12 protein-coding genes and 1 pseudogene are annotated in these 13,893 nt (G+C 72.5%); 8 read left to right on the forward strand and 5 right to left on the reverse strand.

Annotated elements, in window-relative coordinates:
- Positions 1–11: 11 nt before the first annotated feature.
- Positions 12–521: an ATP-binding cassette domain-containing protein gene (locus tag QA634_RS08265; protein WP_083784649.1), complete on the reverse strand. Its 510-nt coding sequence runs from the start codon at positions 519–521 to the stop codon at positions 12–14.
- A 56-nt stretch (positions 522–577) separates the two neighbouring features.
- On the opposite strand from QA634_RS08265, the pseudogene QA634_RS35835 reads away from it, so the two are divergent.
- A pseudogene (locus tag QA634_RS35835) lies at positions 578–727 on the forward strand (transposase); the annotation flags it as partial.
- 246 nt (positions 728–973) lie between these two features.
- On the opposite strand, the gene QA634_RS08270 reads toward QA634_RS35835, so the two are convergent.
- Both QA634_RS08270 and QA634_RS35545 read right to left on the reverse strand, forming a co-directional pair.
- A complete protein-coding gene (locus QA634_RS08270) occupies positions 974–2,356 on the reverse strand; it encodes a class II 3-deoxy-7-phosphoheptulonate synthase (protein ID WP_012331539.1) in 1,383 nt (460 codons plus the stop codon).
- Positions 2,357–2,801: 445 nt separating this feature from the next.
- Positions 2,802–4,202, reverse strand: coding sequence for a sulfite oxidase heme-binding subunit YedZ (locus QA634_RS35545; RefSeq protein ID WP_341850692.1), 1,401 nt, complete (start codon positions 4,200–4,202; stop codon positions 2,802–2,804).
- A gap of 150 nt (positions 4,203–4,352) precedes the next feature.
- Between QA634_RS35545 and QA634_RS08280 the strand changes: the two genes are divergently transcribed.
- The 7 genes from QA634_RS08280 to QA634_RS08310 all read left to right on the forward strand — a co-directional run bounded on the left by QA634_RS08280 (position 4,353) and on the right by QA634_RS08310 (position 12,012).
- Positions 4,353–4,676: a hypothetical protein gene (locus tag QA634_RS08280; RefSeq protein WP_012331542.1), complete on the forward strand. Its 324-nt coding sequence runs from the start codon at positions 4,353–4,355 to the stop codon at positions 4,674–4,676.
- Positions 4,677–4,723: 47 nt separating this feature from the next.
- Entirely contained in the window at positions 4,724–5,245 is a 522-nt protein-coding gene (locus tag QA634_RS08285) for a Uma2 family endonuclease (protein ID WP_018262064.1), read from the forward strand.
- Between the two features lie 373 nt (positions 5,246–5,618).
- The gene (locus QA634_RS08290) at positions 5,619–6,614 is read left to right on the forward strand and encodes an adenosine kinase (protein WP_012331543.1); all 996 of its coding nucleotides are present in this window, start codon (positions 5,619–5,621) and stop codon (positions 6,612–6,614) included.
- 6 nt (positions 6,615–6,620) lie between these two features.
- A complete protein-coding gene (gene ugpE / locus QA634_RS08295) occupies positions 6,621–7,463 on the forward strand; it encodes a sn-glycerol-3-phosphate ABC transporter permease UgpE (protein WP_012331544.1) in 843 nt (280 codons plus the stop codon).
- 23 nt (positions 7,464–7,486) lie between these two features.
- Entirely contained in the window at positions 7,487–8,548 is a 1,062-nt protein-coding gene (locus QA634_RS08300) for an ABC transporter ATP-binding protein (RefSeq protein WP_012331545.1), read from the forward strand.
- A 552-nt stretch (positions 8,549–9,100) separates the two neighbouring features.
- Positions 9,101–10,273, forward strand: coding sequence for a CaiB/BaiF CoA transferase family protein (locus tag QA634_RS08305; RefSeq protein ID WP_012331546.1), 1,173 nt, complete (start codon positions 9,101–9,103; stop codon positions 10,271–10,273).
- 59 nt (positions 10,274–10,332) lie between these two features.
- Positions 10,333–12,012 carry a thiamine pyrophosphate-binding protein gene (locus QA634_RS08310; RefSeq protein WP_012331547.1) on the forward strand — a complete coding sequence of 560 codons (1,680 nt, stop codon included), beginning with the start codon at positions 10,333–10,335 and terminating at the stop codon, positions 12,010–12,012.
- A gap of 96 nt (positions 12,013–12,108) precedes the next feature.
- Here QA634_RS08310 and QA634_RS08315 read toward each other — a convergent pair whose 3' ends face one another.
- A complete protein-coding gene (locus QA634_RS08315; RefSeq protein ID WP_012331548.1) occupies positions 12,109–12,996 on the reverse strand; it encodes a sterol desaturase family protein in 888 nt (295 codons plus the stop codon).
- Between the two features lie 2 nt (positions 12,997–12,998).
- A complete protein-coding gene (locus QA634_RS08320; RefSeq protein WP_012331549.1) occupies positions 12,999–13,862 on the reverse strand; it encodes a creatininase family protein in 864 nt (287 codons plus the stop codon).
- Positions 13,863–13,893: the final 31 nt, after the last annotated feature.

A 13,893-nucleotide genomic window follows, 5' to 3' on the forward strand; every position in this document is an offset into this window, starting at 1 on the left:
GTTCTCCTTGTTCAGACCGCGATGTGACGGGAGAGTGCGGCGCGGCTCAAGGCCGCCCGGTCGCCCTGCGCGACGACGCTGCCGCGGGAGAGGACCACGCGGGAGAGGACCACGAAGGCGTCGGCGAGGCGGATCGCGAAATCGAGGTGCTGCTCGACCAAAGGCACGCTGATCCGGCCCTTGAGCCCGATCACCTCCTCGATCACCGCGACGATGGAGGGCTGGATGCCCTCGGTCGGCTCGTCGAGCAGGAGGAGGCGCGGGCGCGTGGCGAGCGCCCGGGCGAGGGCGAGCTGATGCTGCCCGCCCGAGAGAGTGCCGCCGCGCCGGTGCCGGATCTCCCGCAGGGCCGGGAACAGGGCCACCACCCGTGTGCCGAGGAGGATGCCGGCGAGCCCGAGCCCCGTCGCGGGCGCCGCCATCGGCCAGCCGAACAGCAGCGAGAAGCCGGTCATGCCGTTGTTGCCGCCGAAACCGCCCACCGCGTGGGCGGCGCAGGATTCTTGCGCGAAAATTCTCATCCGCCCCGGGGGAGGTCCGCTTCTTGCTGCCTCAGCGGCGCACGGGGAGGTCCCGCATGCGATGCTCACGGCACACGGACGAGGAGATCGTGTTCCTCCTGCGGGAGGCGGAGAACGGGGTTCCGGTCCGGGCGATCTGCGCCTCGGCCCACGTCTCGCTCGCCACCTTCTACCGCTGGAAGCGCCGCTTCGGCGGCCTGCCGCTTCCGGTGGCGGCCCGTCTGCGCCGGGCGGAGCAGGAGAAGGCCGCCCTGCGGGCCGAGGTGCGGCGCCTGCGGCGCGCCGCGGCGCTGCCGCCGCAGGGCCGGGCGCCCGGCCCCGCGCCCGCTCCTTCCCATCGCGAGAGCGGCGCCCTGGTCGGACGCTTCGCCTCCGTGCGCGTCCTCCACCGCGGCGGGCGCGCGACGCGTCGGCGGGAGACCCGGGCGGGAGACCCGGGCTCCCCCTCCGCGCTACTCGGCGGCCTCGATCCGGGGCCGCTCCTTGTCCCGCCGCTCGCGCTTGACGAGGTCGGCGGTCAGGAACGCCACCTCCAGCGCCTGCTCGGCGTTGAGGCGCGGGTCGCAATAGGTGTGGTAGCGGTCCCGCAGGTCGTCCGCCGTGAGCGCGCGCGCGCCGCCCGTGCACTCGGTGACGTTCTTGCCGGTCATCTCCAGGTGGATGCCGCCCGCGTAGGTGCCCTCCGCCCGGTGGACGTCGAAGAAGCCCTGGATCTCCTTCATCACCCGCTCGAAGGGCCGGGTCTTGAAGCCGCTCGCCGTGACCGTGTTGCCGTGCATGGGGTCGCACGACCACACCACCTTGCGGCCCTCGCGCTCGACCGCCCGGATCAGCCCCGGCAGGTGGTCGCCCACCTTGTCGGCGCCGAAGCGGCAGATCAGCGTCAGGCGGCCCGGCTCGTTCTCGGGATTGAGCAGGCCGATCAGCCGGATCAGGTCGTCGGGCTTCAGGGACGGGCCGCATTTGAGCCCGACCGGGTTCTTGATGCCCCGGGCGTACTCGATGTGGGCGTGGTCCGCCTGCCGCGTCCGGTCCCCGATCCAGAGCATGTGCCCGGACGTGGCGTACCAATCCCCGCTCGTCGAATCGACCCGGGTCAGGGCCTGCTCGTAGCCGAGCAGCAGCGCCTCGTGGCTCGTGTAGAAGTCGGTCTGGCGCACCTCCTGGTGCGTCTCCGGGTTGATGCCGATCGCCCGCATGAAGTCGAGGGTCTCGGTCATGCGCTGGGCGAGGTCCTCGTAGGCCGAGGATTGCGGCGAGTCCTTCACGAAGCCCAGCATCCAGCGATGGGCGTTCTCCAGGTTGGCGTAGCCGCCGGTCGCGAAGGCGCGCAGCAGGTTCAGCGTCGCCGCCGATTGCCGGTAGGCCTCGACCTGCCGCCGCGGATCCGGGATCCGGTCCTCGGCGGTGAAGCCGATGCCGTTGACGATGTCGCCGCGGTAGCTCGGCAGGGCGACGCCGTCCTGCGTCTCGGTCGGCGAGGAGCGCGGCTTGGCGAACTGGCCGGCGATGCGCCCGACCTTCACCACCGGCGAGCCGCCCGCGAAGGTGAGCACCAGCGCCATCTGCAGGAAGACGCGGAAGAAGTCGCGGATGTTGTCGGCCGAATGCTCGTCGAAGCTCTCGGCGCAGTCGCCGCCCTGGAGCAGGAAGGCCTCGCCCGCCGCCACCGTGGCGAGGCTGCGCTTCAGCTTGCGCGCCTCACCTGCAAAAACCAGCGGCGGAAAGCTCGCGAGCTGACGTTCGACCGCCTCCAGCGCCACCGCATCGGGATAGTCGGGCACCTGCTGGATCGGCAGCCGCCGCCAGCTCGAGGGGGTCCAGCGCTCGCTCATTGGTCTCTCCTGCACACCTCTCCTGAAGGGTCACGGGTGGGCCCCGGGGATGGAGCCGCGCTTATAGGGCGGTTGCGGTCAAGAAGCGAGGGTGCTGCGCGGGCCCCGCCGTCCGGTTGCAGCGCCGACCGGCGCCGCTCCCCGGCGCCCCAGGGGCAGGCGGCGCCGGACGCAGCGGCAGGGGCGGGGACGGGCCGCGCCGCCGATGCAGAGCCGGCGCCCGGCGAGGCATCCGGCCCGGCGCGCGGGGCGCCATCATTCCGCAGCAAGGCCCTCGGAACGCTCGCGGAAGCCCGATCCTGCCTCGCCGGCGCGCGGCGATCGTCCGGCAACGCTTCGGATTGCATCAAATGCGATTGCCCCGAAAACAATAACCTGTGCACGTTACAGAGAGGGGCTGTAGAGATAACAACCGAAAATTGTGCGAGTGCTGTAAACGGAATGTTCACACATTGTTCATCTTGCAACGCGGCCGCGAAGCAGCAAGCATCGCCGATGTAAACGATGATTTGAGCTGCTGGCCGAGGGCGACATGCGATTGCGCATCGGAGAGAGGCTGCATTTGACTTTGTCCGGTGCAGGCGACCGCGCGATCGTGAGCCTCAATACTTTTGCGCTGACGCAGCCTGCACTGACCGAATTTCCGAGCAGCGAGGACGGCTTCACCTTCGACGCGACGCGCTGGCTGCATCCGGGCCGCAACATCCTCTCGGTCGTGCTGCTGGGCCCGGCCGGCGCGGTCCCCTTCCGCCTCCTGGTCGAGCCGAGCGGGACGGCGTCCTGGATCCTGGACGAGGCGGATTTCCTCCCGCTGGCGGCGCCCTGGCGATTGTGGACCTGCGCCATCGAGGTGGGCGAGGCGCAGGAGGCCGCCTCCCTCGGCGGGGCGGGCGGCTTCCTCCCCGGCTTCCTGCGCCGCGGCGACGCGCGCCGGGCGAGCGCCTGAGCCGGCGCGCCCGTCACGGCTCCGCGGCGACGACCGGCTCGGCGGGGCGCCGGATCGCGTCGGCCCGGCGCGCGGCGGGGCCCGCTCGCCGCGCCCGCGCAGGAGGTTGAGCGGCACGGCGAGCGCCACGGTGCCGAGCACCCACCAGGCCGGCCGCACGTCGTAGGAGAAGTCGAGATTCGCCGCGAGCACCGCGCCGGCCGGCACCCCGGTGGCGAGCGCGTACCACGCGGTCTCGAGCGCCGCGGTGGCGAGTCCGGACGCGGCGGCCAGCCCCGCCAGGGTGAGCGGGGTGGTGGCGATGCGGCGGTGCTGCATCAGCCGCCAGCCCATCAGGGCGAGAAAGAGCCCGCTCCAGAAGACCGGCTTCGAGACGTCGATCTTCGACTGCAGGAAGTAGTGGAACAGGCCGAGCGCGGCGATCCCGTAGACGAGGCGGTGCAGCCGGGTCCAGGTCCGCCCGAGGCGGCGGATCATGGCGTCCGTCGAGGTGGCACCGAGCAGGACGAGCCCGAGGAGCGCCGAAAAGCCGATGGCGAGGTAGATGCGCGTCACGATCTCGGCCGCGACCCGCGCGAGGTCGAACTTCAGGTCGGCCGCGTAGAGGAGGAGGTGAATCACCGCGTAGGCGAGGGCCGCGAGGCCGAGCATCCTCCGCACCAGGATCAGCCTCGGCCAGTCCGCCACGCGGCGCAGCGGCGTCACGGCGAGCGAGGCGACCAGCCAGTAGATCGTCCAGTCGCCCATCGCGTGCAGGAAGGCGGTGAGGGGCTTGGCGCCGAGCCGGTCGAGGCCGTAGGCCGCCGCGTAGGCGAGCCCGGGGCCGAGCGTCGCCAGGAACGTCGCGAGCTTGAGCCGGGACAGGCGGCCGGTGCGGTCGAGCCAGGGAAGAGCGAGCATGCGGGACCGGAGGAAGGGGAGGGACGCGTGACGGGGTGGACTTCGTGCCAGATGGGGACTCGGTTACGCTCCTGCCGCGCGGGCGATCACACGATGGCGTGAGGCCCGAAGCGGCCCGGTCCGCCGCGGATCCCGAGCGAGGAGACCCCGTTGCGCCTGTTCCACCCCGGCCTCGCCGCGATCCTGCTCGCGCTCGCCGCCTCCGGTCCGGCCCGCGCCGCCTGCACGCCGCCGACGCCGCCCGCGGCGAGCGAGAAGCCGCAGAAGCCGGCCCTGCCGGAGAAGCCCGCCTGCCTGTCCGTCAAGGCGGGCTGCCCCGGCTTCGAGGCCTACGCGTTCAACGATGCGGTGAAGGCCTACAACGCCAAATTGCCCGCCTACCGGGCGAGCGCCGAGGCCTACGCGGGCAAGCTCAGGGCCTACCTGGATGCCAGCGCCGCCTACGCCGCGTGCGAGATGAAGTCCCTGCAATAGGGCCTCCGTGCTAGGCTGGAGCCATGGACCCGCAGCGCACACGCCGCATGACGGTCGACGAGTTCCTGGCCTGGAGCGAGACGGCGCCCGGCCGGCACGAACTCGTCGGCGGCGAGGTCGTCGCCATGGCGCCCGAGCGGGTGCAGCACGCGCGCCTCAAATTCGCGGTCCAGAAGGCGCTCGATGCCGGCTTGGCCGGACATCCCTGCGAGATGCTGCCGGACGGGATGACGGTGCGGATCGACGAGCACACGGCCTACGAGCCGGACGCGCTCGTCACCTGCGAGGGCCCCCTGGACCCGCACGCCGTCGAGGTGCGCGCGCCCGTCATCGTCGTGGAGGTGCTCTCCCCGGGGACGCGGCGCTTCGACGAGCGGGGCAAACTCGTGGAATATTTCCGCCTGCCGAGCCTGCACCATTACCTGCTGGTCGATCCTGATCGTCGGCGGGTCATCCACCACCGACGGGCCGCCGAGGCGATCGAGACCCGCATCGTGGCGACGGGTCTGCTTCACCTCGATCCTCCGGGCGTCGATCTCCCGCTCGACGTGCTCTTCGCGCGATCCTGACGACGCCATGGACCCGAACCCGAAGCCTCGCATGACGGTCGACGAGTTCCCGGCCCCCGTCATCGTGGTCGAGATCCCCTCTCCCGGGACGCGGCGCGTCGACCTCTCGGAAGCTCGTCGGCGACTTCGCGCTGCCGAGCGTCGCGCATGACCTCGTCGTCGACACCCGGCGCGGCCTTAGTGCTGCATCGCCGGCGGGGCGAGTCCGTGATCGAGACCCGCATCTGCCCGCGCGGGACCCTGCGCCTCGACCCGCCCGGCCTGACGCTCGCGGTGGCGGATCTCCTCGCCGCGCGCTGAGGACCCCGCACCTTGACCCTGCCGGCCGCGGATGCGAGAGGCCGGGCCAGGATCCCTCCCGCCGGGTTGCCGCATGACCGCTCCGCTCGACCTGCTCGTCCTCGGCAACGCCATCGTGGACATCATCGCCCGGACCGACGAGGCCTTCCTGGTGCGCGAATCCGTCCACAAGGGCGCGATGCAGCTCATCGACGAGGCACGGGCCGAGCACCTGTTCGGCGTCATGGGGCCGGCGACCATCGTGTCGGGCGGCTCGGGCGCCAACACGGCGGTCGGCGCCGCCCAGCTCGGCGCGCGCACCGGCTTCGTCGGCAAGGTGCGGGACGACGAGCTCGGCCGCCTGTTCCGGCACGACCTCACCGCCACCGGCGTGCGCTTCGACGTGGCGCCGACGAGCGAGGGCCCGGCCACGGCGCGCTGCTTCGTCCTGGTCACGCCGGACGGCGAGCGCACCATGAACACCTATCTGGGCGCCTGCCAGGGCCTCACCGCCGCGGACGTGGACGAGGCGACCGCCGGCAGCGCCCGCTTCGTCTACCTCGAAGGCTACCTGTGGGATCCGCCCGCCGCCAAGGACGCCTTCCGCAAGGCGGCGACCCTCGCCCACCAGGCCGGCAACAGGGTCGCGCTCACCCTGTCGGACGCGTTCTGCGTCGACCGCTACCGCGACGAGTTCCTCGGCCTGATCCGGGACGGCAGCCTCGACATCCTCTTCGCCAACATCCACGAGCTGAAGAGCCTCTACCAGACCGCCGATGCCGAGGCGGCCCTCTCGGCCCTGCGCGAGGAGGCGGGGCTCCTCGGCGTCGTCACCCGCTCCTCCGAGGGGGCGCTGGTCGTCACCCGCGGCGAGACCCGGGCGGTGCCGGCCTCGCCGATCCGCGATCTCGTCGACACGACCGGGGCGGGCGACCTCTTCGCGGCGGGCTTCCTCGCCGGCCTCGCCCGCGACCTCGACCACGTGGATTGCGCGCGCCTCGGGGCGATCGCGGCCGCCGAGGTGATCCAGCACATCGGCGCGCGGCCCCAGACCGACCTCAGGGCCCTCGCCGCCCAGGAAGGCCTCTGAGCCGGGATGGTCGAGAACCGCCGTTTCGGCACGCTCGTCCCGCACCTCGTGCTGTGGATCGGGGTCGCCATCGTGGCCTTCCCGGTCTACCTCGCCTTCGTCGCCTCGACGCATGACGGCGCCACCGTGGCGAACGGCCAGATGCCCCTCTGGCCGGGCCTCCACGCGGCCGAGAACTACCGCAGGGCGCTGACGGAATCGGGGCTCGCGGGCGCGCCGGTCGCGACCATGCTCCTCAACAGCCTGATCACCGCGCTGGCCATCGCGGCGGGCAAGATCGTGATCTCGCTGCTCTCGGCCTACGGGCTGATCTACTTTCGCTTCCCGCTCCGGCAGACCGCCTTCTGGCTGATCTTCGTCACCCTGATGCTGCCCGTCGAGGTGCGGATCTACCCGACCTACAAGGTCGCGGCGGATCTCCACCTGCTCGACAGCTACGCGGGTCTGGCCCTGCCGCTGATCGCCTCGGCCACCGCGACCCTGCTCTACCGGCAGTTCTTCCTGACCGTGCCGAACGAGCTGGTGGAGGCCTCGCGCATCGACGGGGCGGGGCCGGTGCGGTTCTTCATCGACACGCTGCTGCCGCTCTCGCGCACCACCACGGCGGCGCTCTTCGTGATCCTCTTCATCTACGGCTGGAACCAGTACCTCTGGCCCATCCTGGTCACGACCCGCGACGACATGCAGACGGTGGTGATCGGCCTGCGCAAGATGACCACGATCACCGACCAGCTCACCGAGTGGCAGGTCGTGATGGCCACCGCGATGCTCGCCATGCTGCCCCCGGTGGCGGTGGTGGTCGGCATGCAGCGGCTGTTCGTGCGCGGGCTCGTCGAGACCGAGAAGTAGCCCTGCGAGCAACGGATCCCGGAATGGCGCGCCTCGTCCTCGATCAGGTGGGGAAGACCTACACGGGAGGCGTCGCGGCGGTGCGCGGCGTCTCGCTGGAGGTGCCGGCCGGGGCCTTCTGCGTCCTCGTCGGCCCCTCGGGCTGCGGCAAGTCCACGGTGCTGCGGATGATCGCCGGCCTGGAGACGGTGACGGCGGGCACCATCGCGATCGGCGAGCGGGTGGTCAACGAAGTCGAGCCGGCCGCCCGCGACATCGCCATGGTGTTCCAGAACTACGCGCTCTATCCGCACATGCGGGTCTCGGACAATCTCGCCTACGGCCTGCGCAACCGCGGCACGCCCAAGGCCGAGATCGCCGCGCGGGTGGGGGAGGCGGCGCGGCTGCTCGGCCTCGACGCGCTCCTCGACCGCTACCCGCGCCAGCTCTCGGGCGGCCAGCGCCAGCGCGTGGCGATGGGGCGGGCGATCGTGCGCAAGCCCCGGATCTTCCTGTTCGACGAGCCGCTCTCGAACCTCGACGCCAAGCTCCGGGTGCAGATGCGGGTGGAGATCCGCCGCCTGCAGCGCCAGCTCGGGGTGACGACGGTCTACGTCACCCACGACCAGGTCGAGGCCATGACCATGGCCGACCGGCTGGTGGTGATGAACGGGGGCCTGATCGAGCAGGTCGGCACCCCGATCGAGATCTATCGCCGGCCCGCGACGCGCTACGTCGCGACCTTCATGGGCTCGCCCCCGATGAACATCCTGGCCGCCGAGGCGGTGGGGGAGGGGGTCCGGATTGCCGGCCGGGTGTTTCCCGTGAGCCTGCCGGATCTCCCGGCCGGCCGCCCGGTCGAGGTCGGGCTGCGGCCCGAAGCCTTCCGGATCGCCCCCGAGGGCCTGCCCTTCCGGGTCGCCTTCGCGGAGGAGCTCGGGGCGACGCGCCTGCTCCACGGCACCCTCGGGGAGGGCGAGGTGGTGGTGCAGGTGCCGGCCGGGCCGGAGCCCGCGGAGGGCGCGACCGTCCTCCTCGCCTTCGATCCGGCGGAGATCCACGTCTTCGACCGCGAGACCGGGCGGCGGATCGGCGGGGGCGCCTGACCGGGGAGGATCGACGGATCCGCCGCCGCGCGTGACCGGGCGTTGCGCATGATCGCCTCTCCGGCGGCCGGCAAGGCGTCGGCGCGCATGCCGGTCAAGGACGCGATGGCCGTCCTGGCCAAGACGCGGCGGGTTGCGGCCGATCCGGCCGGGCATCATGGTTGGGCCAAGCGCTGTTGGGCCAAGCGCTGTTGGGCCAAGCGCTCTTGAGCCGCTCTTGAGCCGAGCGTTTGGCCGGAGCCGCGGGAAACCAGATCCGGGCTGAGCGCGGTCCAGTTGCGCGGCCCGCCCGATGCCCTCGGCAGACCTGCTCCCTGCGGGTCCGCTGAGGGTCTTGGCCTCGCATCACCTCTTGCGCCGAACCGGTGACCGTTTCGGCGAATGATGCGTGGAGCAGCGCCCGATCACGGTGCCATCGGGCGCTGCTCCAGCTCCTCGAGCGTGCCGCATGTCCTGCGCCGAACCGGCATCCCCTTCGGCGGGAAATGCGCTAGAAGGCCGGCTCGTCCCGGCCGCCACGAGGCCGCGTGAGGCCCCCTCCAAGGAGGTTCCGTGCACAAGCCGCTCGCGGGAATCAGGGTGCTCGAACTCGCCCGCATCCTCGCCGGGCCCTGGATCGGCCAGCTCCTGGCGGATCTCGGGGCCGACGTCGTCAAGGTCGAACGGCCGGGGGTCGGGGACGACACCCGCGCCTGGGGCCCGCCCTTTGTGGAGGCGGCGGAGGGCGGCACCCTCTCGGCCTCCTACTTCCACTCGACGAATCGCGGCAAGCGCTCGGTCGCGGCGGATTTCGAGACCGAGGAGGGCCGCGCCGTGGTGCGCCGGCTCGCCGCCCACGCCGACGTGATGATCGAGAACTTCAAGGTCGGCGGCCTCAGGAAGTACGGGCTCGACCACGAGAGCCTGCGGGCGCTCAACCCGCGCCTCATCACCTGCTCGGTGACCGGCTTCGGCCAGGACGGACCCTACGCGCCGCGCGCCGGCTACGACTTCATGATCCAGGGCCTCGGCGGGATCATGTCGCTCACCGGCGAGCCCGCGGGCGAGCCGGTGAAGACCGCGGTCGCCTTCGCGGACGTGTTCACGGGCGTCTACGGGGCGACGGCGATCCTCGCCGCCCTCCAGGGCCGCCACGCCACCGGCGAGGGCTGCCACGTCGACATGGCGCTGCTCGACACCCAGGTCTCGGTGCTCGGCAACCAGGCGCTGGTCTACCTCGTCTCGGGCCAGCTGCCGCCGCGGATGGGCAACGAGCACACTAGCATCGTGCCCTACCAGGTCTTCCCGGCCGCCGACGGCCACGTCATCGTGGCCTGCGGCAATGACGGGCAATTCGCCAAGCTCTGCGGCGTGCTCGGCACCGCGTGGCACCGGGACCCCGCCTACGCCACCAACCCGGCGCGGGTGACGAACCGGGCCGTGCTGATCCCGCTGATCGCCGCCGAGACCAGCCGCCACCCGAAGGCGGAGCTGCTGGCGCGGCTCACCGCTGTCAACGTGCCGGTCGGGCCGATCAACGACCTCGCGGAGGTCTTCGCCGACCCCCAGGTGCGGCACCGGGGCCTGCGGGTCGACCTGCCCGAGCCGCGCGCCAAGGGCGGCCACGTGCCGAGCGTGCGCTCGCCGATCGTGATCGACGGCGTGCCCATGGTGGCGGACGCCGCCTCGCCGCAGGTGGGGGATCACACGCGGAGCGTCCTCGACGACCCGGCCTGGGGCGGGTGACCCTTCCGGTGGGCCGCCGCCCGTGCGATCCGGCGGGATCGGGACAGGAGAGCCACGCGATGCCTGACAGCGCCACGCCCCGCTCCGGCGGCCGGATCCTCGTCGATCAGCTCCTCGTGCACGGGGTGCGGGACGCCTTCTGCGTGCCGGGCGAGAGCTACCTCGCGGTGCTCGACGCGCTCCACGACGCCGCGATCCGCCTCACCGTCTGCCGCCAGGAGGGCTCCGCCGCCATGATGGCCGAGGCGGCCGGCAAGCTCACGGGCGAGCCCGGCATCTGCTTCGTCACCCGGGGCCCCGGCGCCATGAACGCGGCGCCCGGCCTGCACGTGGCGCGCCAGGATTCGACGCCGCTGATCCTGTTCGTCGGCCAGGTCGAGCGCGGCGCGCGCGAGCGCGAGGCCTTCCAGGAGATCGATTACCGGGCGGTGTTCGGCACGGTGGCCAAGTGGGTGACCGAGGTCGAGGACCCGGCCCGCCTGCCGGAACTGATCTCCCGCGCCTTCCACGTCGCCACGGCGGGCCGGCCCGGCCCGGTCGTGGTGGCCCTGCCGGAGGACGTGCTCACCGCCACCGCCGCGGTGGCGGACGCGCCGCCCTACGCGCCGACCGAGACCCATCCGGCGCTGGCCCAGATGGTGGCGCTGCAGCGGCTCCTCGGCGAGGCCGAGCGGCCCCTCGCGCTCCTCGGCGGCAGCCGCTGGAGCGAGGCGGCCGTGCGGCGCCTCGCGCGCTTCGCCGGCCTGTTCCGCCTGCCCGTCGCCTGCTCGTTCCGCCGCCAGGGGCTGTTCCCGGCCGACCACCCGAGCTACGCGGGCGATCTCGGGCTCGGCGCGAATCCGCGGCTCCTCGCCCGCATCCGGGAGGCCGACCTCCTGCTCCTGGTGGGCGGGCGCCTCGGCGAGATCCCCTCGCAGGGCTACAGCCTGCTCGACATTCCCGGGCCGCGCCAGCGCCTCGTCCACGTGCATCCGGATCCCGAGGAGCTCGGCCGGGTCTACCGGCCGCACCTCGCCGTCAACGCGACCCCCGCCGCCTTCGCGGCGGCGATCGAGACCGTGCAGCCGCCCGCCCGGCTGCCCTGGGCGGAGGGGACCGACGAGGCGCACGCGTCCTACCTCGCCTGGAGCGATCCCGCCCGCGTCGCCACCCCGGGCGAACTCCAGATGGGCGGCGTGATGGCGCATCTGCGCGAGGTGCTGCCCGCCGACGCGATCCTGTGCAACGGGGCCGGCAACTTCGCCACCTGGGTGCACCGCTTCTGGCCCTTCCGGGCCTTCGACGGGCAACTCGCCCCGACCTCCGGCTCGATGGGCTACGGCGTCCCGGCCGCGGTGGCGGCCAAGCGCCTGCGGCCGGAGCGCACCGTGGTGGCGGTGTCGGGCGACGGCGACTTCCTGATGAACGGGCAGGACTTCGCCACCGCCGTGCAGTACGGCCTGCCGATCCTGGTCATCCTGGTCGACAACGGCATGTACGGCACGATCCGGATGCACCAGGAGCGGGAATACCCGGGCCGCGTCTCGGGCACGAGCCTGCGCAACCCGGATTTCGCCGCCTACGCGACGGCCTTCGGCGGCTACGGCGAGCGGGTGACCCGGACCGAGGACTTCCCCGAAGCCCTCGCCCGCGCCCGCGCCTCGGGCCTGCCGGCGATCCTGCACTGCCCGATCGACCCCGAGGCGATCACCCCGACCACCACTCTCACGGCGCTGCGGGAGCGCGGGCGGGCGACCTGACGCTCCCGCGCATCGCGCGCCGGAGGGGCCGCCGGTCAGGCGGCGGAAGCGGTGCGGGAGCGAGGAGCCAGGCGGACGTGCGTCGGGCCGTTGCGCTCAGCGGCCGAGGCCGGCGCCCTCGGCCGCCCCGCCCGCGCCCGCGCCGACGAAGGGGTGGACCAATTGGCCGCCGAACCCGGACGGGAAGGACGGGTCGCCGTTGCCGTAGGCCTCGGGCAGCACCCCCTTGGGCATGTAGAAGGTCCCGAAGATCAGGTCGATGAACGGGAAGCTCGCCGCGAAGTTCATGTTCCCGCCCTGGTCGGGGCCGGTATGGTGCCAGCGGTGGAAGACCGGGCTGACCAGCAGGTAGCGCAGCGGGCCGAAGGTCCAGTCGAGGTTGGCGTGGGCGAGGGCGGCGAGCGCGACGCTGAAGGGCACCAGCGCGATCACCACGTCCGGCGAGATCCCGAGCAGGAGCGGCACCGCGTCCGACAGCGCGCCGTGGAAGACCGCGTCGACCGGATGGAACCGGGCCGCCGACACCCACTCCACCTGCTCCGAGGAATGGTGGACCGCGTGGAACCGCCACAACCGCATCGTGTGGAACAGGCGATGGGTCGCGTACATCACGAGGTCGGACAGGATCAGGTAGAGCGGCACCTGCGCCCAGAACGGCAGGCCCGCGAGGGGGCCCTTGCCCTCCCCGAACTGCGCCGGCAGCCCGGCCGAGGCGCAGGCGGCGTTCATGACCACGATGCCGATGACCAGGAGCCAGACCCGGGCGTAGCCCGAGACGACCGGGATCGCGAACCAGTAGCAGACATCCGTGAGGACGTCGGGCTTGCGCCACCACGGCTGGCCCGGATTGCAGGGCCGGGCCACGAGGCTGACGGCCGTGAACACGGCGCCCAGGATCGTGAGCAGCAGCCACACCCCCGCGGTGCTCTCGGCGAGACCGTGGACGGCGGCCCAGAGGGCGGGCGGGAGCGGGAGGTCGGGCATGGTCACAATCCCTGGCCGGAAGCCATCAGCGGCCGGATCTGCGCGAGCGCGGCCTCGACCTGGATCGCCAGGAGCCGGCGCCCCCGCTCGGCGGTGGCGCGGCGCGGGTCGCCGCTGCTCCCGTCGCCGGCGAGGCCGAGCCGCACCAGGAGCGAGGGGGCGGCGCGGGTGAGATCGACCCGCTCCGGGGCCGTCACCAGCATCAGGGCGTGGTCGGCGAGCCCGGCGTGGAAGCCGATCGTGGCCGGCGTCTCGCCCTGGGACTCGAGCCAAACCTGCTGCGCGCGGTTCCCCTCGACGTAGTAGGCGTCGACACTCACCACGCGCACGCCCTGCGGCGCCCAGGCGCGGTCGAGGCGCGCCGCCACCTCCTGCTGCACCTTCAGGCTGCCGCCGTGGTCGCACAGGAACAGGATGAGGCGGAAGCCGTGCGCCTTGAGGCTGCGGGCGATACCCTCCAGCGTCCCGGCGAAGGCCTCCTCGGAGACGCCGAGCGTGCCGGGGAACAGGAGGTTGTCGGAGGGCGGATCGAAGCGGCCCTGGGGCACGTAGGAGATCACCGGGGCGACCAGGGTATGGCCGAGCGCCTCCGCGATCCGGCGCGCCGTGAAGGCCACGATACTGTCGTGCTTGTCGATCGGCAAGAACGGGCCGTTCTGCTCCAGCCCGCCGCTCGGCACCAGCACGGTCGTGAAGCCCTGCTCGCGCGCCTGCTGCACCTCGACCCAGGTCATGTCGGCGATCGCGATGCGCGCGACGAGCGGGGCCGGGAGCGACGCCCGCATGGTCAGGATGCCGACCGCCAGCACCGTGCCGACGGCGAGCAGGAGGCGCCTGGAGCGCCGGCACGGACTCAGGATCGGCATGGGGCGCGTGGAACGACCAGTGAAGCGGCAC

It is taken from the genome of Methylobacterium sp. CB376 (assembly GCF_029714205.1).
In the GTDB taxonomy this organism is placed as follows: Bacteria; Pseudomonadota; Alphaproteobacteria; order Rhizobiales; family Beijerinckiaceae; genus Methylobacterium.